This is a genomic window from Aeromonas sp. 97A (genome assembly GCF_051919185.1).
Taxonomy (GTDB): Bacteria; Pseudomonadota; Gammaproteobacteria; order Enterobacterales; family Aeromonadaceae; genus Aeromonas; species Aeromonas veronii.
Genome location: NZ_JBQBFF010000001.1, coordinates 1,681,891 through 1,706,756, shown reverse-complemented (window position 1 = coordinate 1,706,756; position 24,866 = coordinate 1,681,891). Strand labels below are relative to the sequence as shown.

The window sequence follows — 24,866 nt, the reverse complement described above, 5'->3', positions numbered from 1 at the left end:
TACGAGCGACAAGTAGTTACTTTTGAGCGCAATTCCCGGCCCTGAGCCGGGATCTTTTTTTCTGTCGTACCTCCCTCCTGCTTTTGGCGCTCTATGCTGAATCCCTGGCTATTTTTGCGTCTTCCCCTTGCGATGAAATCCTGTTCGATCAGCCGGTTATTGTGGTGATAAAGTGCTCATTCAGGTGGCTCACCCTTGTAGAAACGGGCGAAACCGTGTACTTTTTTGCCTTCGCAAGATTTGAATAACCAATCAATAGGAGCGTGTATGCGCATTGTTCTGTTGGGGGCTCCGGGCGCCGGCAAAGGTACCCAGGCTCAGTTCATCATGGAAAAACACGGTATTCCCCAGATCTCCACCGGCGACATGCTGCGTGCGGCGATCAAAGCGGGCACCGAGCTCGGTCTGAAAGCCAAAGCTGTGATGGACGCAGGTCAGCTGGTCTCTGACGACATCATCATCGGTCTGGTCAAAGAGCGCATCGCTCAGCCGGACTGCGCCAAAGGCTTCCTGTTGGACGGTTTCCCGCGCACCATTCCCCAGGCGCAAGCCATGAAGGACGCCGGTGTCGTGGTTGATTTCGTGCTGGAGTTCGATGTGCCGGACGAAGAGATCGTCAAGCGCATGAGCGGCCGTCGCGTTCACTCCGGCTCCGGCCGTACCTACCACGTGGTGTTCAACCCGCCGAAAGTGGAAGGCAAGGATGATGTGACCGGTGAAGATCTGGTGATCCGCGCCGACGACGAAGAGACCACAGTACGCAAGCGTCTGGATGTATATCATCAGCAGACCGCGCCGCTGATCGGTTTCTACGGCAAAGAGGCGGAAGCGGGCCACACCCGTTACGTCAAGATCGACGGCACCCAGCCGGTTGATCTGGTCAGCAAGCAGCTTGCCACCATTCTGGGCTGATCTTTGCTGCCGGCACTGTTTCCCGTGCCATCAGATAAATAAAGAGAAGGGCCCTGTCGGGCCCTTTTTGCATAATGACAGATAGACAGGAAGCCAACGTGACCACGAAAACCGGAATATTGCTGGTCAATCTGGGTACCCCAGCCGCACCGACCACCGCTGCCGTCAAAGCGTTCCTCAGCCAGTTCCTGCACGATCCCCGTGTGGTGGACCTGCCCCGTTACCTCTGGTGCCCGCTGCTCCACTTCATCATCTTGCCGACGCGCTCGCCCAAAGTGGCCAAGCTCTATCAGCAGGTGTGGACCGAGCAGGGCTCGCCGCTGATGGTGATAAGCAAGCAGCAGCGCGCCGCACTGGAGCAGGAGCTCAAGCGGGAGGGGGTTGAGGTGCCGGTGGAGCTGGCGATGACCTATGGTTCCCCGTCGGTGAATGATGGCTGGCAGGCGCTCAAGGCCAAAGGGGTCAACCGGGTGATCCTGTTGCCGCTCTATCCGCAATATTCGGTCAGTACCACCGCCTCGGTCTTCGATGCCTGGGGCAAGGCGATGAAGAGAGAACGCAATCTGCCGGTGGTACGGCTCATTCGTGATTACCATGCCCACCCCGAATACATTCAGGCGCTGGCCATGAGCGTGCGCCGTCACTGGGAGCTGCACGGTCAGGGTGATCACCTGCTGATGTCGTTCCACGGTATTCCCGAGCGCTACGAGAACGAAGGGGATCCCTATGGTCACCAGTGTCGCCATACCGCCAGCTTGCTGGCCGAGGCGCTCGGGCTGGAGGCCGGGCAGTGGACGGCCAGTTTCCAGTCCCGCTTTGGCAAGGAGGAGTGGCTCAAGCCCTACACAGACGTGACCATCGGCGGTATGCCTGCTGCGGGCATCAAGCGGCTCGATGTGATTTGCCCCGCCTTTGCCGCCGACTGCCTCGAAACCCTCGAGGAAATTCAGGTACAGAACCGGGAGATCTTCATGGAGGCCGGTGGCGAGCGGTTTGAATATATTCCGGCCCTCAACAGCGATCAGGCCCACATCAGGATGATGGTCTCGCTCATTTGCCGCGAATTGGCATGAGTGACCGGCAGACAGTCAAACAAGGAGTCGAGTCATGGTACATATCACGCTGAGCTACGCAGGCCTGCTTGGGCTGCTGTTTCTAGGGCTCTCCTTCTGGGTGGTCAAACGCCGCGCCCAGTTCGGGGTGATGATAGGGCAGGGGGAGGCCCCCGAGCTGCTGGCGGCGATCCGGGCCCACGGTAATTTTGCCGAGTATGTGCCGCTGACCCTGCTGCTGATGGCGCTGTGCGAGCTCTCCGGTGCCGATGCGCTCTGGCTGCATGCCGGTGGCGCCATGCTACTGGTTGGCCGCATCCTGCATGCCATCGGCATCCAGATCCCCAAAGCCCCCAATGTGCCCCGTTTTCTGGGCACCTTGCTGTTCTGGCTCGCCCTCGGCCTCTTCTCGGTGCTGGCTCTGTTGCAGGGCATGGCGGCCGCCTGAAAACCGGCGCTTTTGTATGCTACGGAACCACCCTGGGTTGGGTGGTTTTTTTATGGTGAAAAGGCAAACGTTTTTCCTTGCAAGCCTTGTCTATACTGACTCCATTATTTAAACAGGGCGACTTTTCGGGGCGGCGGATTGTGTTAAAATCCCGCCCCTCTTTCCCCCAGAGCACAGAACATTGCCATGAAATTTCCCGGTCAGCGCAAGTCCAAACACTACTTCCCTGTCGACAGACGCGATCCCCTGGTTCCGCAAAATCCCCTGTTAACCGAGCTGGGCAAAGCCTACGTGGTCGGGATTGATCAGACCCTGGTTGATATCGAAGCCCATGTGGATGAAGACTTTCTGACCCGTTATGGTCTGAGCAAGGGACACTCCGTCGTCATCAATGACGACGTGGCCGAACGGATTTATGACGAGCTCAAGGCCAATAACATGGTGGTGAGCGAGTTTGCCGGTGGCACCATTGGCAACACGGTACACAACTACTCGGTACTGGCCGATTCCCACTCCATCCTGCTGGGTGTGATGAGTCAGGACATTCGCATCGGCTGCTACGCCTACCGTTATCTGTGTAACACCTCTTCCCGCGTCAATCTGGACTATCTGCAGCCGGTTGATGGCCCCATCGGCCGTTGCTTCACTTTCATTACCGAGTGCGGCGAGCGCAGCTTCGGTATCAACGCTGGCAAGATGAACCAGCTGGATGTGCAGCACATTCCGGAGGATGTGATCAAAGGGGCGTCTGCACTGGTGATCACCGCCTATCTGGTACGCGGTGACGATGGTGATCCGATGAAAGAGGCGGCCATGACCGCGGTGCGTTATGCCCGTGAGGCCGGTATTCCCGTGGTGCTGACCCTGGGCACCCGTTTCGTCATCGACGAAAATCCCCAGTGGTGGCGCGACTTCATTGCCGAGAACGTGACCGTGCTGGCGATGAACGAAGACGAAGGGGAAGCCCTGACCGGCATCGCTGATCCGCTCGGTGCTGCCGACAAGGCGCTCGACTGGGCCGATATGGTGCTCTGTACTGCTGGCCCCATCGGCCTCTACATGGCGAGTTATACCGACGAGGACTACAAGCGCGAGACCACCCATACCCTGTTGCCCGGCGTTATCCCCGAGTTCAACATGTATGAGTTCAGCCGCCCGATGGCCCGGGCCAAGTGCCGCAAACCGGCCCGTATCTACTCCCACATCTCCCCGTACATGGGGGGCCCGGAGAAGATCAAGAACACCAACGGGGCAGGGGATGGCGCCCTTTCCGCCGTGCTGCACGACATGGTGGCCAACTCCTATCACCGAATGAATGTGCCCAACTCCGCCAAGCATATCTCCGAGTTCCTGACTTACTCCTCACTGGCTCAGGTATGCAAATACGCCAACCGCGTCAGCTACGAGGTGTTGGCCCAGAGCAGTCCCCGTCTCTCCCGCGGTTTGCCGGAGAAAGAGGACAGTCTGGAAGAGGTTTACTGGGAGCGTTGATCTCCTGAATCTGCAAGGCGCCTCCATCGGGAGGCGTTTTTGCAGGCAAATATGAGTTATCCCGGCTTTTTTCCCGGAATAACCCCAATATGCTTGAGTCCATGTCACTTTTGCGACACCATTTGGCCATCGTATTGTCGCCCGACAATACCGCAGCACCCGAAAGAAAGAGAGAATCCCATGAGCATGCTTAACGACAACCTTGACGCCAATTTCCAACTGTTTATCGAACAAGTCCGCGAGTCGGGTCAGGTGTGGGGTCTGCGCTATGGGGAAGACTGGGTCGTCTGCCGCTCCGCCGAATTTGAAGATGCCGACGTGATGCCGCTCTGGTCTGCCGAAGAGGACGCCCGTCTGCACTGCGTCGACGAGTGGGCCGATTACGAGCCGGAAGTGATCGATCTGGAAGAGTTTCTCGATATCTGGATCAACGATCTGGATGAAGACGATGTACTGGTCGGCCCGAACTGGAACGCCGATCTGGAAGGCCAGGAGCTCGAACCCATCGAGCTGGCCAAGGCACTGGTTGAACTGGACGCCTGAAAGCGCCTCCATTGATGGCCTGAACACACAGGCCATCGGGACAAAGACCGGCACCCGTGAGGGTGCCGGTCTTTTTTATGGTCGAATGGCCCGATTGATGAGTTAAAAGCCGATTTGCCTTTGCACCTGTCAGGGGGATGGTCCATCATCAACCTTTTGCCAAGGGAGGAGCGCCATGTTTGTATTCGACGTAACGGGAGCTGCGGGTGAGAAGGCCAGCATTCGGGTGCAGGCGCTGGATTGGGCGCAAGCCGGGCCTGTGACCTTCCAGTGTGATGATGATCAGCTGGCGGTCGTACTCCTGAGTGGTTGTCGTTGCGATGCGGTGGGCTTTTTCAACCTGTTGGCGGGGTGTAAACCCCTCTATATCGAGCAGTGGCTCAGCTATCTGCAAGAGAGCGGTCGCATTGGCAAGTGGAGTCACCAGACCGAGAGTCCCGCCGATGGGGACTATCTGGCCAGAGCCGGTCTGGAGCACGATGAGCTCAATACCCTGCTTGGCCAGGTCTATCAGGTGGCGGGGTTCAATCGCCTGCAAATCAACCGTTACCTCAAGAATCGCCACAACCCCACCACGCTGGCGACCCGTTACGATCAAAAAGAGCTGGAGCGCTATCGCCAGCTCAATGACATCATTCTGACCCTTTTGAAGCTGAAGCATCCTCAGTAAAGAGCCCCAGCTGGCTGATATCCGGTCGCAGCGGTTGCGGCCGGGCGATCAGATAGCCCTGCAAGCCATCCACATACATCCCCTGCAGCAGCTGTTTCTGGCCAAGCTGTTCCACCCCCTCTGCAATGACCTGACACCCCATCCGATGTGATACATCGACGATCATCCGCACGAACTGTTGGTTGGTCTGATCCTGCTCCAGTCCGGTGATCAGGGCCGGGTCCAGCTTGATGTAGTCGGGCTTGAGCTCGCGAAACAGGGTAAAGGAACCGATCCCCTTGCCGAAATTGGCGATCGCCGAGCGACTGCCGTTGCGGCGCAGCAGTTCAAACACCCGCTTGGCGCCGGTCAGGTTGCGTTCCAGATGCTCTTCATCCAGTTCGAACACCAGATTGGCGCTGGTATTGGGATCTTTGAGCAGCTGGCGGTCAAGCCAGATCAGGAAGGCGCTGTTTTGCAGCAGGTTGGGGGAGAGGTTGATCCCCCAGCGACTCTGGTTGGCACCAAAGGCCCGGTACTGACGCATGATGTGGGTAATGACCAGCTGCTCCAGCCGCATCACCATATCCAGCCGCTGGGCCATGGCAAATAGGGTGTCGGTGGGCAGGGCGGTGCCGTCATTGCCGCTGAAGCGGGTGTAGATCTCGTTGTAAGCCAGCATGCTGCGGTGCAGGGGCTGGATCGGCTGGTAGGTAAAGCTGAGTCGCTCCTGCGCCAGCACGTCGGTCAGCACGTCGCGCCAGTGGTGTTGGCCCTGCAGATCGGAGGCGCTGTCATCCTGCTGGATGGCCCAGCCGTTGATGGTTTCGGTCTGGGCGCGAGCCAGCGCCAGATCCGCTCTGGCCAGCACGGCTTCAATTTTCTGGCCGCTGCTGAGCTTGGTCAGCCCCGAGTAACCGGTGCTCTCCAGCTCGTGCTGATCCTGATAGTGATCGAAGGCCACCTTCAAATCCTGCCCCAGCAGATGGGGAGGAATATTGGCCACCGGTTGCACCAGCACGGCGAAATCAGCCCCCGAAATGCGGTAGACCTGATTGCCTGGGAAGCGGCTTACCACCCGCTTGATAAGGGCCGCCATGTCCTTGATGTAGGCATCACCAGACTGGAATCCGCGCTGGGCGTTGATCTTGCCAAGCTCGGTGGCACGGATCAGCACCAGGGTCGCGGTCTGGGTGTCCTGATCCCGCTGCAGCAACTCGGTCATGTCGCGGCGAAATGCGTGGCGGTTGAGAAGCTGAGTCAGCTCGTCGGTGGTGGCCAGGTTGCTGAGCTCGGTCAGCTGGCGATGAGCGCTCTGCTCGGCGCTTTCGAACTGTTCCAGCAGCTGTTGCAGCACCTCCTGGGAGGCGGGCTCATCGAGTTGTGAGGGATCCCGTCCCCTGATCGCCTTGACCCAGGTGAGCTCCTGATGCTGGAGCATGCCATCCATGGTGCGGATGGCCAGCATCAACAGCAGGATCATGCCAAGCAGTGTGGTGGCCAGAATAATGGCCAATGTGAGCGGTGTGCTCTGAAGGGCCAACCAAACTGCTTGCAGGAACAGCAGGGGTATGGTCACTATGGTGGCGATCAGAAAGAGGGTACGTCCGAGCTTGTGAACCATCTTGTCATCCTTGAAGTGGCTGCTTTGTGGGGGAATTTTAACCAAGCTGGCGGAGCAAAGCATGCTATTCCTCGCAACTCGGTGAAAAGGGTCAATTGAGATCGGTTAAATGTGAGTGAAACCACTTTCACAGGTGCCGAAACAGGCGAAGATGAGTTGAAAATAGATCAAACAAGGCAGAGGTAAATCATGTTGTTAGAGCCCGAAAATAGTGCCAAAGCACGACAATTATTGAACCAGAGTATGGCACTGGTGCTGGCGGGTGGACGTGGTAGTCGCCTGAAGCAGTTGACTGACAACCGCGCCAAGCCTGCCGTCCATTTCGGTGGCAAATTCCGGATCATTGATTTTGTGCTCTCCAACTGTATCAACTCGGGGATCCGCCGCGTTGGTGTAGTCACCCAATACAAATCTCACAGCCTGCTGCGTCACCTGCAATCGGGCTGGTCCTTCCTGCGTTACCAGATGAACGAATTCATCGACCTGCTCCCTGCCCAGCAACGGGTGGACGAGGTGCACTGGTATCGCGGCACCGCCGATGCCATCTACCAGAACGTCGATATCATCCGTGACTACGGCCCCAAATATCTGGTGGTGCTGGCGGGGGATCACATCTACAAGATGGATTACGCCGCCATGTTGCTCGATCATGTGCGCCTCGGTGCCAAGGTGACGGTCGCTTGTATCGAGGTGCCGCGGGCTGAGGCATCCGCCTTCGGGATCATGGATATCGACGAGCAGCGCAAGATCCGCGCCTTCGTCGAAAAACCGGCCAATCCGCCCGCCATGCCAGGTTGCGAAGATCGCTCGCTGGCCTCCATGGGGATCTATATCTTCGAGGCGGAGTACCTCTACCAACTGCTGGAGGAGGATATTCACAATCAGGACTCCAAACACGACTTCGGGATGGATGTGATCCCCCGCATCGTGGAGGAGGGGATGGCATTTGCTCACCCCTTCAACATGTCCTGTGTCGGGGCGCGCGAGGGGCAAAAGCCCTACTGGCGTGACGTGGGTACGCTGGACTCGTTCTGGGAAGCGAACATGGATCTCGCATCCGTGCTGCCCGAGCTCGACATCTACGATCAGAACTGGCCCATCTGGACCAGCCAGACCCTGACGCCACCGGCCAAGTTCGTGCAGGATCGCAATGGTCAGCATGGCATGACCATCAACTCCATGTTCTCGGGCGGTACCATCGTCAGCGGGTCGTTTGTGCTCAACTCGGTGCTCTTTACCAATGTGCGGGTGCACTCCTTCTGCACCCTGGATCAGGCCATCATCTTCCCCGGGGTCGAGATTGGCGCCGGTTGCCGTCTGCGCCGGGTGGTGGTGGACAAGGGATGCGTGCTGCCCGATGGGCTGGTGGTGGGCGAGAATGCCGATGAGGATAGCCGCCGCTTCTACCGCTCCGAGCAGGGGATTGTGCTGGTGACCAAGGAGATGCTGGACAAGCTGGTTTGAGGAAGTCCTTGAAACTGTGTCAGACGCTGTAATGCAAAGGGAGCCAAGTTGGCTCCCTTTTTCATGCTGGTGAATGGCGAGGATTATTCGCTGACCACCGCTTTGGCGGCCATCACCATGGCGGTGCCGTGCTTGCCACCGGCGGCGGTCACTTGCGGTACGCCATCTTCGTCGGTATCGCTGCCGGCACCTTCGATGATGTTCTCGCCGGAGTCACCGATCCACTCGGCCATCTGCATGCCACCGTTGACGGTGCCACGGAACCAGCTGACGTACTGACCGGTCAGCTTGGCCAGCTCCAGCTCGGGCGCCTTCTCGGCCCCTTCGTTGCGCAGGTTCAGCATGGCTGAGCGCAGTGCGCCGGAGATGGCAGCCTGGGTCCAGGGAGTGTATTCACCCTGTTTACCCGCCAGCCAGGTGCCCGCCTTGGCATTGAAGTAGGCCTTGTCGGTGGCGATGAACAGCTCGCGGGCAGCGGTGCGGTACTTGGCATCGGAGGTAGCGAGGAAGGCGGCAGTCAGACCACGGATGGCGGCGAACTGTGCATCGATGGAGTGGCCGGCATCGAGCTTGCCACCCAGGGTGATGCCGTCATGCACCAGACCATTTTTGCCCTTGAGGTTGGCAAGGATGAAATCGGCCTGTTTGCGGATCAAGTCGAGCGCCTCTTGACCCTGCTTGGTCTTGAGGTTCAGTTCGCCATTGTCACCAGCGGCGTAACCGACCGGCAGCGCATCCTGAGCGCGCTGGAAGATCTGCAGGGCGACCAGTGCGTAAGCGGCGTCAAAGGTGGTGACGTGCTTGCCCTGTTTGCCTGCCTGCCAGCTGTTGACCAGGGTGCCAGCCTTGGCATCAAAGTGCAGGGCCGCTAGGTTCTTGAAGGTGAGGTTGGAGAGGTTGATCGCCAGCGAGAAGGCATCGCTGCCCGCAACCGCTTTGCCCAGGTCATTGACCTTGTTGGCAGCCGGTGCGGCGGCAAACGGCGCACCGTCAAACACGGCGTGGAAGGCCGGGTTCTGGTTGGTGTTGGCGCTGCGCTGATCGCTGAAGGCATAGAACTCGGAGAGCGGCCACAGCATCATCCAGGCATCGCGCAGCTGGGCGGAACCATCCACCACCTCCAGCTTGCCGATGGCACCGGCATCGTTGTTGCTGGTTTCGGTCACTTTCACCTGATGGGGGAAGTAAATCACGCCCTTGGCCGGATCGTACTGCGGGATGATCTTGGCGCCCAGTTGTTTGCCATCGAAGCCAAGCTGGTTCTGCATGATGGCCAGCTTGTCGATGGATTGCTCGGTCAGCATCATGCCGTTGAAGCCATCGGCGGCAGAGACGCCCAGCTTGTGTTTGCCATCCTGATCCATGGTGGCGGAGGCGGCTTCTACCTCTTCATCGGTCTCGGCCACGTGCATGCCGCCGAGGAAGTCCTGGGACCACATCACCTCTTTGAGCAGGATGCCGCCCACCGCTGCGGGCACCAGCAGGTTGTCGCTACCGCTCCAGCGCAGGGTGCTGTAGTCACGGAAGTAGGCGGGCACCTGGGTCTTGACGGTCTTCTCGGTCCCTTTGGCGGTCTTGATGGTGATCTGGTCGCCATTGACCGGAGTGGCGTTAACGGACTGGGCAAACTCCGGATTGGCAGAGGCGTAGGGCAGGGAGAGGGGATACATGCCCTGCGGCACTTCATCAGCCGGGAAGCCAACGGCATCGGCCATGGCCAACACCCGTTGCCCCAGAGAGGCCATGGTGCCGCCACGGGCCAGGTTTTGCGGCCCGTTCACCAGATGCGGGCCCATTCCGGATTGGTAGTTGAGGGCGTACATCGCCTCTTCGGAGTATTCGTAGGATTCGATGCCGGCAGCGAAGTCGAACGGGGTTGGCTCATCGGCACGGTTGGCATCCAGCACGTCCAGATCCAGCCCCAGCGCTTCGGCCAGCGGCTCACCGGAGAGCTCGAATTCGGTATAGGCCAGCATGTTGGCGGCGGTATTGAATGTCTTGTCTTCGACTTTGACGGCAGCGTGTGCGGCGCCGCTGATCAGTGCGCAGGCGATCGCCTGAACCAGTACGGTTTTTCTCATGTCCCTTCTCACCATTGGTTTTATTATTGACGCTTCTCATGACGAATCTAAATGAGAATGGTCTGCATTATGCTGTGTTGGCGGGGACTTGAGAAGTAAAAAACCGCCCCATTCGGCTGCACGTTGAACCGGATGTGCGCTGTCGAAGAGGACGGTTATCTGTTTATTGCGATGAAAGTGCCGGTGCGACGGCGATCAGAGCAGCTTGAACGGGATGACCAGACGGCCCGGCTCTACCTTGAGGGCTTCGACCTTCTCCTTGATCCTGGCTTCGTTCTTGCGGCTGCTGTCGAGGCGGTAGACCGGCGTTTGCGACAGGAACAGGGAGAGCGACTGATTGAAGGTGGGCAGCAGCGGGGTGAGGGCGGCCCCGATATCGGCCGGCTCGGTCTTGACCGAGACCAGCTCAAGATCGCGCAGATAGATGGCGCCCTGATCGGCCACATAGTCCGGGCGGGCACTCAGGGCAAAGCGGATCTTCATCTGCTGGCTGCCAAGGGGGCTGCTCACCTGCAGGTCGCCAGCGGCGTCCAGCTCGATGCGATCTGCTTGTTTGCGGCCGATACGGCTCTGCATCTCATCCAGACGGATCTTGCTCGACATGATGCCGGGGATCCCCAGCTGTTTTTCAAAAGAGACCTGATCTTTGAGGTACTGGTTGATTTCGGCCTCGCTGACGTTGTACTGGGTCAGGGAGCAGGCTCCCAGCAGCAGGGCGAGGGGGAGTAACAACAGCTGTTTCAACATGATGGATTCCGCTTGGGCAACTATGATGGCGCTATCTTACGCGATAACGGGCGTGGAATGAGAGCCTCATACCGTGAGAAATCACGGAGTTGCTGCATTCCCGATTGTTTTTTGGCAACCGCCGGGTTCATCATCGACGGGTGAGCGGAATAGGGCTGAGCTGTTGGCTGCAGGCGTAGGTCTACGCCTTAAGCAGAGAGAAGAGAACAGAGTGTGAGAAGAGCACAGAGAACGAGGAGAGCGTAATGGTTCGGATGGGCAAGGTTGGCCGCAGGGCGCTGCTGTGGCTTGGCTGCATGATGGGACTGTGGAGCCCGTCGCTGTGGGCTGAGGTGAAAGTGATCCCGGTCTTCGAGGCGCAGGCGGCGGTGCAGACCCTCAAGGAGATCTATCCCCAGCTTGGGGTGAGTGCCATGGGGAATCAGCTGGTGCTGAGCGGGACGCCAGCCCAGCTGCAGGAGGCCGAAGCCACGCTGGCGCAGGTCAACCAGCCACCGCAAAGCCTGCTTATCGAGTGGCGGGTCGATGGTGCCGCCAGCGGTCAGCAACTGGGGGGCTCAATCAGTCGCGACGAGGCCAAGCGACAGTGGCTGGTCGATGGCAACGCCCGGCAGTACCAGCGCAGCCAGAACGACAGCTGGCAGGTGCGCGGGCTGTCGGGCCGTCCCGTGTTGCTGCAGATGGGCTCCTATCAACCGGTCACCTTCTATCAGTGGAATGGGGGAGCCGTGGTGGGGATGATGCCGCTGGTGAACGGCCTCTATGCCACGGCCACCTTGATTGGGGATCGGGTGCAGATTGCGCTGAGCAGCGAACAGGCGAGGCTGGATCAGGGCACCATCAATCGTGGGCAGAGTGCCACCGAGGTGAGCGGGGCCCCGGGCCAGTGGCTGACGGTGGGGGAGCTCTCGACCAGCTCAGCGGATCAGGGGAGTAGCCTCGGCACCCAGCTACAGGGGGGGCGAGGCAGCCAGAGCGAGCGCCAGACCCTGCAGATCCGGGTCACTCGTCAATAGGTATCAGCCCCGTTAGTGGGGCTCATCGGCAGCATATTCGCGCAACTGGCGACTGCGCAGCAGATACCAGAGCGCCCAGAGGCTGGCGACCAGCACCAGTGCGGTGGGCCAGCTGAACGACCACTTTTGCAGATTGAGGCTGTGCAGTTGCATCAGCAGGCCGCTGACGGCAGAGCAGAGTAGCAGCAGCGGGCTGTGGCGCCGGAGTCTGGCGCGAATGCTTTGGGTTTGCTGATAGGTGCCGCCGCAGGCGAGCAACGCCAGCATGGCGGGCACGTCGGTCAGCAGGCTGATGTAGAGGGTGATCTTGTCCGGATAGAAGAGGGTCAGGATCTCGCTGCCGCTCTCGCGGGTGACCCCTGCCATCAAAAAGAGCCAGACCGAGCGGGTCAGCAACAGGGCGATGGGCCAGAACCAGAGAGGCGGGCGCAACTGGCCGTGATCGTCATATCGGTGTTCGGGGTAGAGGGTCATGGTTGCCCGTTATCCACTTGAATTGAGTGATGGAAGGGATATGGGGCGACGAAGCGTCCTTTGCAAGGCGTTGGGCGTGGCGCAAATTAATCGGGGGGCCATGCCCCCCAATCCGTTTCTTCAGATATCGCAGCGTGCGTCGGCGGCGTTACAGCCAGCCTTTGCGCTTGAAGAAGAGGCCGGTGCCGAGCGATGACATCACCATCAGCACCAGTGACATGGGATAACCATACTCCCAGGCGAGCTCCGGCATGCGGCCGAAGTTCATGCCGTAGATACTGGCGATCAGGGTCGGCGGCAGGAAGATGACCGCGGCCACCGAGAAGATCTTGATCACCTTGTTCTGCTCCAGATTGGTCACCCCCATGGAGGCCTCCAGCTGGAAGTTGATCTTGTCGAACAGGAACTGGGTGTGGGGCAAGAGAGACTCCACGTCGTGCAGCATCTCGTCGATCCACTTGTTCTGCTCAAGGCTCATGCGCTGGCGCAGGCTGCGTTTGAGGAAACGCAGGGCGCGGCGGGTATCGTGCAGAGAGAGACGGATCTGGCCGTTGGCCTCTTCCTGTGCCATCAACTCTTTCAGCATGGGGTTGATCTGATCCGGCTCGAAGATCTGATCGGCGGTGTTTTCCAAGGTCTTGTAACCATCTTCGATAAGGTCGGAGAGGTACTCCACCTTGAGGTTCTGCACCTCCAGCAGGATGTCGAGGGCATCCTCCACCTCCAGCCGATCTTGGCGCATATAGTGACGCAGCAGGCGCACCAGCCCGATGTCATCTTCACGAATGCTGATCAGCAGGTTGTTGCGCAGGGTAAAGGAGACGTGGACACCCTTGGTGTCACGACCGATCCGCTGGGGAAACAGGGAGTGAATGTGCAGACCATCGGTATCCCAGTAAAAACGGGCGGATGCTTCGATGTCGTCGAGCTCTTCCTTGTCGGGGACCTCTTCCAGGAACAGGCCCGTCAACCATTCTCGCTCTGCCGTGTCCGGCTTGTAGGCATCCAGCCAGACCGTGTTGTCAGGTACTATGTCGTCAGGCCCGAGCGTGACTATGTCCAGCACCTTGTTGTTGAGAATGTAGGCGGTGATCATCTGTCCCCCCTTAAAAAGTCATGGGTAATCAGGGATGGTTGCACAGGTCATGCGGCCTTAGATCGCTGCAGAAGGCGATCCCGTGGATAAGCAGATCGGGCCGATGGAAAACCTGAATGCGGCGAACTATACAGGGGCGGGCCGCGCTTGTCAGGGGCTATTCATCAGGGATTCAGCTTGTTTGTTCAAAAAAACAGCGAGGTCGGATCACCTGAGCGGCTATGCGGGGTAGAACCCAGCCTTTGGCTGGGGGAGGGCTAGCTGGGGCTGCTTGTTGCCGCTGCCCCGCTTCATCACATATTCGGATAATTGGGCCCGGAGCTTCCCTGTGGTGGTGTCCAGACGATGTTTTGACTGGGATCCTTGATATCACAGGTCTTGCAGTGAATACAGTTGGCGGCGTTGATCTGCAGTTTGGCCGCGCCTTCCATTTCCAGTACTTCAAACACCCCTGCAGGGCAGTAGCGTTGAGCGGGTTCTGCCCAGGTGGGCAGATTGACCTCGATCGGAATGCGCTCGTCCTGCAGCTTGAGGTGACAAGGCTGATCCTCGTCGTGACTGGTGTTGGCCAGATACACAGACGAGAGTTTGTCAAAGCTCAGCTTGCCATCGGGTTTGGGATAATGGATGGGCTCGCAGCGGCTGGCCACGCGCAGCTGACGGTAGTCGTGAGCCTTATCAAGCAGCTTGAAGGGCGAGTTTGCGCCAAACAGCCGTTGCTCCAGCCAGTTGAAGGCACCGCCCAACCAGGGACCATAGCGGTGAAGCGCCGCGCCGAAGTTGCGCGCCGCCTTGAGTTCGCGGGCCAGCCAGCTCTGGTGCAGCTCGTCACCATACTGGACCAGATCCCGGCCTCCCTCATCGCCCCCCCGCAGGGCCATCGCGACGGTTTTTGCCGCCAGCATCCCCGATTTCATGGCGGTGTGGATCCCCTTGATGCGGGAAAAGTCGAGGGTGCCGGCATCGCAGCCGATCAGCAGGCCGCCTGGGAAGTGCATGCGGGGCAGGGCGTGCCAGCCCCCCTTGGTGATGGCGCGGGCGCCATAGCTGATGCGTTCACCCCCTTGCAACACGCCGGCGATAAGCGGGTGATGCTTGAAGCGCTGGAATTCGTCGAACGGGCTGAGCCAGGGATTCTGGTAGTTGAGATCGACAATCAGCCCGACCGCCACCTGATCCCCCTCCATGTGATAGAGATAGAAACCGCCGTGACTATTGCCGCCCCCCTGCTTGCCAAGGGGCCAGCCACTGCCGTGCAGCACCTGTCCCGCTTTGCCTTGCCCTGCAGGCAGTTGCCACAGCTCCTTGAAGCCGATGGCATAGTGCTGGGGCTGGGCAGGGCTTGCCAGATTGAATGCGGCGATCAGCTGTTTGCCAAGATGGCCTCGGGCCCCTTCGGCAAAGAGGGTGTAGCGGCCGAGCAGTGCCATCCCGGGCACATGATCAGCTTTTGGATTGCCCTCCCGATCCAGCCCCAGATCGCCGGTGATCACCCCCTTGACCCGGCCCGCTTCCATGATAAGTTCGCTGGCGGTAAATCCCGGGTATATTTCGACTCCCAGTTTTTCCGCATGTTGGCCAAGCCAGCGGCAAAGATTGCCCAGACTGAGCACGTGGCAACCCTGATTGTGCATCCGGGGTGGCACCGCCCAAGCGGGGAGTTGCATGGAGTGTTGCTCGCTTTGCAGCAGATGAACCTGATCGTCGCTGACCGGCACGCCGAGCGGCGCTTGCTGCCAGCAATCCGGCAGCAGCTCTTGCAAGGCGACGGGATCAAACAGGGCGCCGGAGAGCAGATGGGCGCCAATTTCCGCCCCTTTCTCCAGCAGACAGACAGAGAGAGTGGCATCCTGCTGTTTCAGGGCGATGGCTGCACTGAGCCCCGCCGGACCGCCGCCGACGATGACGACATCAAATTCCATTGCTTCCCGTTCCATCTTGCCTCTGCGCTCTGGTTGGCCTAGGGTAATGCTGGTAGTTTACGTAAACGTAAAGCAGTTGTAAGCAAAACTGAGCAAGAAAAAGCAAAAAATCAGGGAAGAGCGTACTGCAACAAACGCAGAGGCACACTAATGAATTCAATCCAAAGAGACGAGGCATGACCCCATGAAGCTGCTGGTCGCAATCAAACGGGTAGTCGACTACAACGTCAAGATCCGGGTGAAGGGAGACGGCTCCGACGTGGAGCTGGCCAATGTGAAGATGGGGATCAACCCCTTTTGTGAAATTGCGGTGGAGGAGGGGGTCAGGCTGCGGGAAGCCGGGGTTGCCAGCGAACTGGTGGTGGTGACCTTCGGCCCTGACGCTGCCGCCGAGCAACTGCGCCATGGGCTGGCGTTGGGGGCGGATCGGGCGCTGCATTATGTCACCGATGAGACGCTCACCCCGCTGACTGTCGCCCGCGCCTTGCACAAGGTGTGTGAGCAGGAGCAGACGGATCTGGTGCTGCTCGGCAAGCAGTCCATCGATTCAGATAACAATCAGGTGGCCCAGATGCTGGCTGCCCTCAATGATTGGCCGCTGGCGACCTGCGCGTCCGCCCTCAAGGTGGAAGCGGGAGAGCTGCTGGTGACTCGCGAAATCGACGGTGGCCTCGAGACCCTCGGCATGCCGTTGCCTGCGGTGGTGAGCGCCGATCTGCGTTTGAATGAACCGCGCTTTGCCTCGCTGCCCAACATCATGAAGGCCAAGCGCAAGCCGCTTGATAGTGCTCCATTCTCGACACTCGCTGTTGAGGTGGCCAACCAGACCCGTTTGCTCGGGGTGATGGCGCCGCCAGCCCGCAGCGCCGGGATCAAGGTGGGCTCGGTGGACGAGCTGGTGGACAAACTCAAACACGAAGCGAAGGTGCTGCCATGAGCGTGCTGATCATTGCCGAACATCATCAGGGCCATCTGGCCGACAACGTGGCACAACTGGTCACCGCCGCCGTCTCCATCGGCGGCCAGGTTGACCTGCTGTTGCTCGGGCAGGGGCTGACCGAGGCGGGTGAACAGGCGGCAGCTCTCGGCGGCGTCGACAAGGTGTTGCTTGCCGAACATTCCCGGCTGGCCGACGGGCTGTTGGATGGGGTGGACAAGCTGCTGGCCTGCTGGTGTCAGGGGTACAGCCACTGCCTGATGGCGGCGAGTGCCATGGGCAAGGCGCTGCTGCCACAAGTGGCGGCTCGGCTCGGGGTGGAGATGCTCTCCGAGGTGACGGCTATCGAGAGCAGCGACACCTTCCTGCGCCCCATCTATGCGGGCAATGCCATTGCCAGAGTTGTAAGCTCGGCGCCCGTCAAAGTGATGACGGTGCGGGCTACCGCGTTTGCCAAGGCGGCGACGGGCGGGCAGGCTCCCATCGAGCACTTGGCCGTGCCCGAATTCGCTGGTCGTACCCGGTTGGTCGAGCGCCGCGCGGTGCGCTCCAGCAGGCCCGAACTGACCGCCGCCCGGGTGGTTGTCTCAGGTGGCCGTGCTCTGGGCTCCAAGGCGCAGTTTGCCCTGATTGAGGCGCTGGCCGACAAGCTGGGCGGCGCCGTGGGGGCATCGCGAGCCGCCGTTGATGCAGGATATGTCGCCAACGATCTGCAAGTGGGGCAGACCGGCAAGGTGGTGGCGCCCGAGCTCTATATCGCGGTCGGTATTTCGGGCGCCATCCAGCATATGGCGGGGATGAAGGAGTCGAAGGTGATCGTGGCCATCAACAAGGACAGCGATGCCCCCATCTTTCAGGTAGCGGACTACGGGCTGGTGGGGGATCTCTTCACTCTGCTGCCGGAGCTCACCGCCAAACTGTAAATTTGTCAGAAATGGCTGAGCTGTGGTCGTTTATGCGCTCTGCCCGCCATTTCTGTGCATGTTCCCTGCAAGCCCTGACTCGTTCAGGGCTTTTTCTACTGCAAGGGGGACGCAGAGTGACGGTAAAAGGTTGAGCCAGCTCCCAAAAAGCCTTTGATCCGCTGGCTGCTCTTGTGTAAAACCTGACAAGTCATCGATTACTCTCATCTACTCACGGAAAGCGTCATGAGCAAACAGATTTACAACTTCTGCGCCGGCCCCGCCATGCTGCCGGTTGAAGTCATGGAGCGCGCCCAGCGCGAATTTTGTAATTTTCAGGGGCTGGGAGCCTCGGTCATGGAGCTTTCCCATCGCGGCAAGCCCTACATGGCGGTTGCCGAGAAGGCTGAAGCGGATCTACGTGAGCTGCTGGCGGTGCCGGACAACTACAAGGTGCTCTTCATGCACGGTGGCGGCCGCGGTCAGTTCTCCGCCGTGCCCATGAACCTGCTGGGCGGGGCCAACAAGAAGGCGGACTTTCTGCTGACAGGTGTCTGGTCCCAGAGTGCTGTGGATGAAGCCAAAAAGTATGGCGATATCCAGACCTTCCAGGGGGTTGCCAAGAACGAGCAGGGGATCTCCCACCTGCTGCCGACCCCGGCATTTCGCGCCGATGCGGCCTATGTTCACTACTGCCCGAACGAAACCATCGACGGCATCGAGATGTTCGACATCCCGGCCACCGGCGAGGTGCCGCTGGTGGCAGATCTCTCTTCCACCATTCTCTCCCGTCCTCTCGACGTGAGCCGCTTTGGCATCATCTATGCCGGTGCCCAGAAGAATATCGGGCCGTCCGGGCTTGCCATCGCCATCGTACGCGATGATCTGCTGGATCAGGCGAGAGCCGATGTCCCCTCGATTTTTGACTACAAGCTCACTGCCAAGAACGACTCCATGTTCAACACGCCGCCCACCTACGCCTGGTATCTGGCCGGCCTGGTGTTCGAGTGGCTCAAGGAACAGGGTGGCCTCGAGGCGATGGAAGCGCGCAACAAGGAGAAGGCCGACTTCCTCTACGACTATCTCGATCAGTCGAGCTTTTACGGCAATCAGGTGGATGTCAGCTGCCGTTCGCGGATGAACATCCCGTTCCAGCTGAAAAATGCCGAGCTGGACAAGCAGTTCCTGGCCGAATCGGAAGCGGCCGGCCTGCTGGCCCTCAAAGGGCACCGCATCGTCGGTGGCATGCGCGCCAGCATCTACAACGCCATGCCGCTGGAGGGAGTGAAGGCCCTGGTGAGCTTTATGGATGGCTTTGCCAAGCGCAACGGCTGAGAACAGAGCCCCTATGTGTTTGCTGGTGGCCTCTCGTGACAACCAGTGAGCCGCTTCCAGCTATTGCAGTGATTCAAGACGCCGGGGATACCCCGGCGTCTTTTTTTCAACAGAACCAGCGCGCTGGCGTTTGCCGTGCGATTTCCCCTGAAAGTGCCCTTGCCGAGCGGGACGCAGGCTGTTAACGTCCGGACAGGCGTTTATTTTTGAGATAGCACAGGAAGTCTATGAATTCGTTGCGTTTGGAACCCATTTCTCGTGTGGCTGGTGAGGTCAATCTGCCCGGCTCCAAGAGTGTCTCTAACCGTGCGCTGCTGTTGGCGGCGCTGGCTCGTGGCACTACCCGTTTGACCAACCTGCTCGACAGCGATGACATTCGTCATATGCTGGCTGCGCTGACCCAGCTCGGGGTCAAGTACAAGCTCTCTGCCGACAAGACCGAGTGTACCGTGCAGGGTCTGGGTCGCAGCTTTGCGGTGAAAGAGCCGGTCAATCTGTTCCTTGGCAACGCCGGTACTGCCATGCGACCGCTCTGCGCCGCCCTGTGCCTCGGCTCTGGTGAATATACCCTGGGTGGCGAGCCGCGCATGGAAGAGCGTCCCATCGGCCATCTGGTGGATGCCCTGCGTGAAGCGGGTGCCCATATCCAGTACCTGAAACACGATGGTTATCCGCCGCTGGTGGTGGATGCCAAGGGGCTGTGGGGCGGCGATGTGCACGTCGATGGCTCCGTCTCCAGCCAGTTCCTGACCGCGTTTTTGATGGCGGCGCCGATGGCGGCCGGTGATACCCGGATCCACATCAAGGGGGAGCTGGTCTCCAAGCCTTACATCGACATCACTCTGCACATCATGAAGCAGTTCGGGGTGGTCATCGAGCACGACAACTACAAGCTGTTCTACATCAAGGGCAACCAGACCTACATCAGCCCGGGTGACTTTCTGGTGGAAGGAGATGCCTCCAGCGCCTCCTACTTCCTCGCGGCCGGAGCCATCAAGGGCAAGGTGCGGGTCACCGGTATCGGCAAGCACAGCATTCAGGGCGATATCCATTTCGCCGACGTGCTGGAGAAGATGGGCGCGCGCATCACCTGGGGCGATGATTTTATCGAGGCGGAGCAGGCACCGCTGCACGGAGTGGATATGGACATGAACCATATTCCCGATGCGGCCATGACCATCGCGGTTGCCGCGCTGTTTGCCGAGGGGCCGACCTCCATTCGCAATATCTACAACTGGCGGGTGAAGGAGACCGATCGTCTGCACGCCATGGCGACCGAGCTGCGCAAGCTGGGTGTTGAAGTGGAGGAGGGGCATGACTTCATCACCGTGACCCCGCCGACCCAGCTCAAGCATGCCGAGATCGATACCTACAACGATCACCGTATCGCCATGTGCTTCTCGCTGGTGGCGCTGTCGGATACACCGGTCACCATCAATGATCCCAAGTGCACCTCGAAGACCTTCCCGGATTACTTCGACAAGCTGGCCAGTATCAGCCAGCGTGGCTGATCACTGACAAACCCGTCATCACCGACGCTTCGGGCCCGCGCTGAGCGGGCCTTTTTGCCTTCCTCATCCGCACTTTCATTTCGCCTAGCATTATTTCAATAACTTGCAAGATTGATATATAAAATAGTTTTGTGATTGCTGTAATTTCCTATTTACACATGCCCTGTCGCGGGCTATGTTGAGATTTCCTAATCGCAGTCATCTAGCAGGAAGCCTTGTCATGCAGCATCAAACCGACGACGTTCGTATCAGTGAAATCAAAGAGTTATTACCCCCGGTTGCGGTGCTTGAGAAGTTTCCGGCTACCGAGGTAGCCTCGTCCACCGTTTTTGAATCCCGTCAGGCCATTCACAATATCCTGGCCGGCGAAGATGAGCGTCTGCTGGTGGTGATTGGCCCATGCTCCATCCACGATCCGGTTGCCGCGCTGGAGTACGGCAAGCACCTCAAGGCGCTGCGCGACGAGCTGAAAGATCAGCTGGAGATCGTGATGCGGGTCTATTTCGAAAAACCGCGTACCACAGTGGGCTGGAAGGGGCTGATCAACGATCCGTACCTCGACAATAGCTGCAAGATCAACGATGGTCTGCGCATTGGTCGCAAGCTGTTGCTGGATCTCAACGACATGGGGCTGCCGACTGCCTCCGAGTTCCTCGACATGATCACCCCGCAATATGTGGCGGATCTGATGAGCTGGGGCGCGATCGGTGCCCGTACCACCGAATCCCAGGTACACCGCGAGCTGGCCTCCGGTCTCTCCTGTCCGGTGGGCTTCAAGAACGGCACTGACGGCACCATCAAGGTCGCCATCGATGCCATTGGCGCTGCCAGTGCGCCGCACCACTTCCTTTCGGTTACCAAATACGGTCACTCCGCCATCGTGGCGACCCGCGGCAACCCGGACTGTCACATCATTCTGCGTGGTGGTCGTGAGCCGAACTACAGCGCTGCCCATGTCAGCGAAGTTGTGAAGGGGCTGGAGAAGGCTGGTCTGCCACAGAAGGTGATGATCGACTTTAGTCACGCCAACAGCAGCAAACAGTTCAAGAACCAGATGGTGGTGGCTGAAGATGTAGCCGGTCAGCTGCGTGCCGGCAGCAAGGCGGTGTTTGGTGTGATGGTGGAGAGCCATCTGGTAGAAGGCCGTCAGGATCTGGTGGAAGGGTGTGAACTCACCATCGGCCAGAGCATCACAGATGCCTGCATCGGTTGGGCGGATACCGAAGTGTTGCTGCGCAACCTGGCGGATGCCGTTGCAACCCGCAACGCCCGTTAAAGCTATCTTGGCGGCGCTGTTAATCGTCAACGCGCCGCTGGAATAGCAACGCGGCCGCTCGGCCAAATCGAATCCATAAAGCAAAAGCGCGACCCTCGGGTCGCGCTTTTTCGTTGGTGAAGTGCATTACCAGCGGTAGGTTTTCAGCAGTGCCTCCAGTTTCTGGCACTGCTCCACCAGCTGGATGCTGGCGAGGTTGGCGGCGTGCGCCTGACCCAAGGTGTCGTTGGAGGTGTTGCGAATATCGCTCACCGAGCTGTCTACCTCATGGCAGACCCTGTCCTGCTCTTCGGCCGACTGAGCCATCTGGGCGTTGAGGTCATTGATGCGGGCGATGCGCTCGATGATGTTCTGCATGGCTGCCAGGGTCGCTTCGGTCTTGCTGATGCTCTCATCGGCTTTGCTTTTTGCATCCCCGATCACCGTAACTGCGCTCTGGGCTTCATTTTGCAGGGCGGCGATCATCTGGGAGATCTCTTCGCTGGCCGCGCGGCTGCGGTTGGAGAGGGCCCGCACTTCATCGGCCACCACCGCAAAGCCACGGCCTTGCTCACCTGCCCGGGCCGCTTCAATCGCAGCGTTGAGGGCCAGCAGGTTGGTCTGATCGGCAATCCCCTTGATCACCTCTAGTACACCGTCAACCGCAAGACAGCGGCTGTCGAGTTGCTGGATCACCTGATCCACCCGATCGATCTCTGCCGACATCTCGCCCATATCGGTGATGGAGTGCTGGGCGAGGCGGCTGGTGTCGGCGGCATCCTGATTGGTGAGGGCGGAGAGCTCGGCGCTATGGCGGGCATGTTCGCGGACTTCATGAGAGCTGGCGGCCAGCTCGCTGACTGCGGCGGCAACCTGGGTGGTCATCCCCTCTTGCTGGCGGGCCGAGTTTTCGGTCTGGGTCGCCACCTGACGGATCTGGTTCGACTCCTGATAGAGCTGGTGGGTTGCCCCTTCCACCTCCTGCAGGCTGTGGCGGAATCCCTGCACCATGTCATTGACGGCGCGGGTCATCTGGCCCAGTTCATCCCGGCTGTGATTGACCAGGGGGAGGGCGAGGTCGCGCTCTTTGGCCATCCGGATCATGGTGAGTTGCAACTGGCGTAGGGGGTGTTTTACGTAGCGTTGCAATACCCACCAGAGCAAGCCGAAGCCGAGGCTGAAGACAGCGGCCAGGCTGCCGCTCAGGATCAGGTTGTTGTGGCGGATCTCGCCGAAGGTGTGGCTGAGGTCATAACTGATCCGCACTGCCCCCATCACGGTCCCTTCATTGACCTGGTGACAGGTGAGGCACTGGGTGCCGCGATACTCCTTGTAGGCTTTGAACGGTTTGATCAGTGTGAGCCGGTTGCCCTGCTGCTCCAGAATGGCTTCACCCTGATTGATGGCACGCTCATCGAGGGGATCCTGCGCTTTCTGATCCGGATGACCCGGGCCAAACAGGTTGCTGACGGCCGGCGCGCGCACCAGACGGGCTTCAACGATGCCCGCTTCACTCTTGAGTTTGGTCTGCACTATCTGCCGGTTGGCCATGCCACCTGTCATCATCAGCACGTTCACCTGATCCATATAGGTGTTGGCCATGCTCTCAACCTTCTCCTCTGCCAGCCGGATGGCGAGATCCCGTTGCAGCCAGGCGGAGAGTTCGAAGCAGAGGCCAAAGGTAGTGCTGATGACCAGCGCAAGAGGGAGGAATATTTTCCAGTTCAAGGAGAGGTTATGCATTTTGGGCAAGTTCCATGCGCTTGGTGTTGTTATGTGATCCCGTATCATCTTGATCGTAGACGAAGAAACGGCGGGAGATGGTTCTCTATCGGCACACGATAACCACTCTTGAGTAAATAATCTGTTAAGCAGATCGGTAATGCAGGTTGCCAAAATGCCTTTCGGGAGGGGGGGCTGCTCCTCAGGTTGATCCAGAACAAATTTCCAGTAACGATAATCGTTATCATTGTCATTATTTGCTGATAATAGTGACCATCATGAATCTGACCCCTTCCATGACCGGTATTGCCACGCCGGATCCCCTCAAGTTTGCTTTTAGCGCCAAGACCTCGGCTCACGCCAGTCGGGGAGGGATGCGCCCCTTCCCTCTGGATGAGGCTGGCTGGCAGAGCTGGTGGCAGCGAGAGAGTGAAGCTGAGGAGCGCGCCCTCTACATCCATATTCCGTTTTGCCGAAAGCGCTGCAGTTTCTGCAATTTTTTCGAAAATGGCGCCAATCCGGCGCGGATAAACCGCTATGTCAACGCCCTCTGCGCCTCCCTTGCGCAGGCGGCTGACACCCCGCTGGCGCAGAGCATGCCGTTTTCAGCCGTCTATGTAGGGGGCGGTACGCCGACCGACATGAGTGCCGACGAGCTGGCTATGCTGGCCGCCGTGATCCGCCGTTTCCCGTTGGCGGCCGATGCCGAGGTGACGCTGGAGGGGCGTCTCAACGGCTTTGATGATGAGAAATGGCAGGCGGCGCTGGCAGGGGGCTTCAACCGCTTCTCCTTCGGGGTGCAGAGCTTTGATACTAGGGTGCGTCAGCAGGCGGCCCGTTTCGATGACAGGGAGACCCTGCTGACCCGCCTTAGCGAGCTGACTCGAGATGATGCGGCAGTGATCGTGGCGGATCTCATCTTTGGTCTCCCCGGTCAGGATGATGCCGTGTGGCAGCAGGATATCCGCGATGTGATGGCGAGTGGTGTGCACGGGGTCGATCTCTACCAGCTCATCGCCATGCAGGGCACCAATCTGGAGCGGGCGCAGGAGAAGGGCACCTTGGATTGGCTCGCCGATGGTCAGCAGCGTGCCGCCATGTATGCCTATGGCGGAGCGCAACTGGAAGCCCACGGCTGGGAGCGCCTCTCTTGCAGTCACTGGCGGCGCAGCCCGGCCGAGCAGAGCCGTTATAACCAGATGGCCAAGCGCGGTGCCGAGATCCTCCCCTTTGGCGCTGGCGCGGGGGGTAGCATTCTTGGCCATGGCTTGATGTATGGGCGGGATCTGGCTCCTTGGCATGATGCGCTGGCCAACGGCGAGCGGGCACCCGGGATGGTGATGGGGCGCAATCCCAATGCAAGGATGGATGGTCTGCTGCGCGGTGCCCTCGACAGCGGCGTGCTGGCACTGGATCGTCTGCCGATCTCCTTGCGTGCTCATCTGATGCCGCTCTTCTCTGCCTGGCAGCAGCATGGCTTGGCCGAGATAAGCCATGAGCGACTGCAACTCACCCTCGCCGGCCGCTTCTGGAACGTCAATATGCAGGCTGGCTTGTTCGAGTTCTTGCAGCTCAATCCGCTCGATGGTTCTGCACCGCCCAGCCATGGTACCGCCGCGGTGCGCCATTCGCTGGTCTGAGCCCGAGCGGAGCATTTGCACGGAGCACTTGCCCGGCTCAGTGCG

At 59.4% G+C, this 24,866-nt stretch carries 21 protein-coding genes; 14 read left to right on the top strand and 7 right to left on the bottom strand.

Annotated features, from left to right (window positions below):
- Positions 1-267: 267 nt before the first annotated feature.
- From adk to ACTG27_RS07550, 6 genes are all read left to right on the top strand, one after another.
- On the top strand, positions 268-912 hold the full coding sequence (adk, locus tag ACTG27_RS07575; protein ID WP_005337083.1) for an adenylate kinase: 645 nt from the start codon (positions 268-270) through the stop codon (positions 910-912).
- Positions 913-1,010: 98 nt separating this feature from the next.
- On the top strand, positions 1,011-1,985 hold the full coding sequence (gene hemH, locus ACTG27_RS07570) for a ferrochelatase (protein WP_338711488.1): 975 nt from the start codon (positions 1,011-1,013) through the stop codon (positions 1,983-1,985).
- A 34-nt stretch (positions 1,986-2,019) separates the two neighbouring features.
- Positions 2,020-2,412: an MAPEG family protein gene (locus ACTG27_RS07565; protein ID WP_204383414.1), complete on the top strand. Its 393-nt coding sequence runs from the start codon at positions 2,020-2,022 to the stop codon at positions 2,410-2,412.
- 186 nt (positions 2,413-2,598) lie between these two features.
- Positions 2,599-3,903 carry an inosine/guanosine kinase gene (locus ACTG27_RS07560; protein WP_005337079.1) on the top strand — a complete coding sequence of 435 codons (1,305 nt, stop codon included), beginning with the start codon at positions 2,599-2,601 and terminating at the stop codon, positions 3,901-3,903.
- A gap of 180 nt (positions 3,904-4,083) precedes the next feature.
- The gene (locus ACTG27_RS07555) at positions 4,084-4,446 is read left to right on the top strand and encodes a DUF2750 domain-containing protein (RefSeq protein WP_005337077.1); all 363 of its coding nucleotides are present in this window, start codon (positions 4,084-4,086) and stop codon (positions 4,444-4,446) included.
- 175 nt (positions 4,447-4,621) lie between these two features.
- The gene (locus tag ACTG27_RS07550) at positions 4,622-5,116 is read left to right on the top strand and encodes a hypothetical protein (protein ID WP_042055706.1); all 495 of its coding nucleotides are present in this window, start codon (positions 4,622-4,624) and stop codon (positions 5,114-5,116) included.
- On the opposite strand, the gene ACTG27_RS07545 is transcribed toward ACTG27_RS07550, so the two are convergent.
- A complete protein-coding gene (locus ACTG27_RS07545; protein ID WP_376867475.1) occupies positions 5,079-6,719 on the bottom strand; it encodes an EAL domain-containing protein in 1,641 nt (546 codons plus the stop codon). The genes ACTG27_RS07550 and ACTG27_RS07545 overlap by 38 nt on opposite strands.
- Positions 6,720-6,908: 189 nt before the next feature.
- Between ACTG27_RS07545 and glgC the strand changes: the two genes are divergently transcribed.
- Positions 6,909-8,183, top strand: coding sequence for a glucose-1-phosphate adenylyltransferase (gene glgC / locus ACTG27_RS07540; RefSeq protein ID WP_005337070.1), 1,275 nt, complete (start codon positions 6,909-6,911; stop codon positions 8,181-8,183).
- A gap of 83 nt (positions 8,184-8,266) precedes the next feature.
- Here the strand turns inward: glgC and ACTG27_RS07535 are convergent, their stop codons facing one another.
- The gene (locus tag ACTG27_RS07535; protein ID WP_439979429.1) at positions 8,267-10,264 is read right to left on the bottom strand and encodes a hypothetical protein; all 1,998 of its coding nucleotides are present in this window, start codon (positions 10,262-10,264) and stop codon (positions 8,267-8,269) included.
- Between the two features lie 195 nt (positions 10,265-10,459).
- A complete protein-coding gene (locus tag ACTG27_RS07530; protein ID WP_005337065.1) occupies positions 10,460-11,011 on the bottom strand; it encodes a lipoprotein in 552 nt (183 codons plus the stop codon).
- A gap of 296 nt (positions 11,012-11,307) precedes the next feature.
- On the opposite strand from ACTG27_RS07530, the gene ACTG27_RS07525 reads away from it, so the two are divergent.
- On the top strand, positions 11,308-12,027 hold the full coding sequence (locus ACTG27_RS07525; RefSeq protein WP_371878974.1) for a hypothetical protein: 720 nt from the start codon (positions 11,308-11,310) through the stop codon (positions 12,025-12,027).
- A 12-nt stretch (positions 12,028-12,039) separates the two neighbouring features.
- Here ACTG27_RS07525 and ACTG27_RS07520 read toward each other — a convergent pair whose 3' ends face one another.
- From ACTG27_RS07520 to ACTG27_RS07510, 3 genes are all read right to left on the bottom strand, one after another.
- Complete coding sequence (locus ACTG27_RS07520; protein WP_019445541.1) at positions 12,040-12,501, bottom strand: DUF2919 domain-containing protein; 462 nt, start codon at positions 12,499-12,501, stop codon at positions 12,040-12,042.
- 148 nt (positions 12,502-12,649) lie between these two features.
- Positions 12,650-13,597, bottom strand: a complete 948-nt coding sequence (gene corA / locus ACTG27_RS07515) for a magnesium/cobalt transporter CorA (protein ID WP_005337059.1) — start codon at positions 13,595-13,597, stop codon at positions 12,650-12,652.
- A 293-nt stretch (positions 13,598-13,890) separates the two neighbouring features.
- Positions 13,891-15,534 (bottom strand): electron transfer flavoprotein-ubiquinone oxidoreductase, encoded by a 1,644-nt coding sequence (locus ACTG27_RS07510; RefSeq protein WP_439979428.1) that lies wholly within the window; start codon positions 15,532-15,534, stop codon positions 13,891-13,893.
- Positions 15,535-15,703: 169 nt separating this feature from the next.
- Here ACTG27_RS07510 and ACTG27_RS07505 point away from each other — a divergent pair, with 169 nt between their 5' ends.
- From ACTG27_RS07505 to aroG, 5 genes are all read left to right on the top strand, one after another.
- On the top strand, positions 15,704-16,456 hold the full coding sequence (locus tag ACTG27_RS07505) for an electron transfer flavoprotein subunit beta/FixA family protein (RefSeq protein WP_439979427.1): 753 nt from the start codon (positions 15,704-15,706) through the stop codon (positions 16,454-16,456).
- Entirely contained in the window at positions 16,453-17,379 is a 927-nt protein-coding gene (locus ACTG27_RS07500) for an electron transfer flavoprotein subunit alpha/FixB family protein (protein ID WP_439979426.1), read from the top strand. Before ACTG27_RS07505 ends, ACTG27_RS07500 begins: the two co-directional genes overlap by 4 nt.
- A gap of 225 nt (positions 17,380-17,604) precedes the next feature.
- Positions 17,605-18,693 carry a 3-phosphoserine/phosphohydroxythreonine transaminase gene (serC, locus tag ACTG27_RS07495; RefSeq protein WP_120414429.1) on the top strand — a complete coding sequence of 363 codons (1,089 nt, stop codon included), beginning with the start codon at positions 17,605-17,607 and terminating at the stop codon, positions 18,691-18,693.
- 227 nt (positions 18,694-18,920) lie between these two features.
- The gene (gene aroA / locus ACTG27_RS07490; protein ID WP_005351267.1) at positions 18,921-20,204 is read left to right on the top strand and encodes a 3-phosphoshikimate 1-carboxyvinyltransferase; all 1,284 of its coding nucleotides are present in this window, start codon (positions 18,921-18,923) and stop codon (positions 20,202-20,204) included.
- Positions 20,205-20,424: 220 nt separating this feature from the next.
- Complete coding sequence (gene aroG / locus ACTG27_RS07485) at positions 20,425-21,480, top strand: 3-deoxy-7-phosphoheptulonate synthase AroG (RefSeq protein ID WP_439979425.1); 1,056 nt, start codon at positions 20,425-20,427, stop codon at positions 21,478-21,480.
- A gap of 126 nt (positions 21,481-21,606) precedes the next feature.
- Here the strand turns inward: aroG and ACTG27_RS07480 are convergent, their stop codons facing one another.
- Complete coding sequence (locus ACTG27_RS07480; RefSeq protein ID WP_005360022.1) at positions 21,607-23,202, bottom strand: methyl-accepting chemotaxis protein; 1,596 nt, start codon at positions 23,200-23,202, stop codon at positions 21,607-21,609.
- A 257-nt stretch (positions 23,203-23,459) separates the two neighbouring features.
- Between ACTG27_RS07480 and hutW the strand changes: the two genes are divergently transcribed.
- Positions 23,460-24,821 carry a heme anaerobic degradation radical SAM methyltransferase ChuW/HutW gene (hutW, locus tag ACTG27_RS07475; RefSeq protein ID WP_167569417.1) on the top strand — a complete coding sequence of 454 codons (1,362 nt, stop codon included), beginning with the start codon at positions 23,460-23,462 and terminating at the stop codon, positions 24,819-24,821.
- The last annotated feature ends 45 nt before the right edge of the window (positions 24,822-24,866 follow it).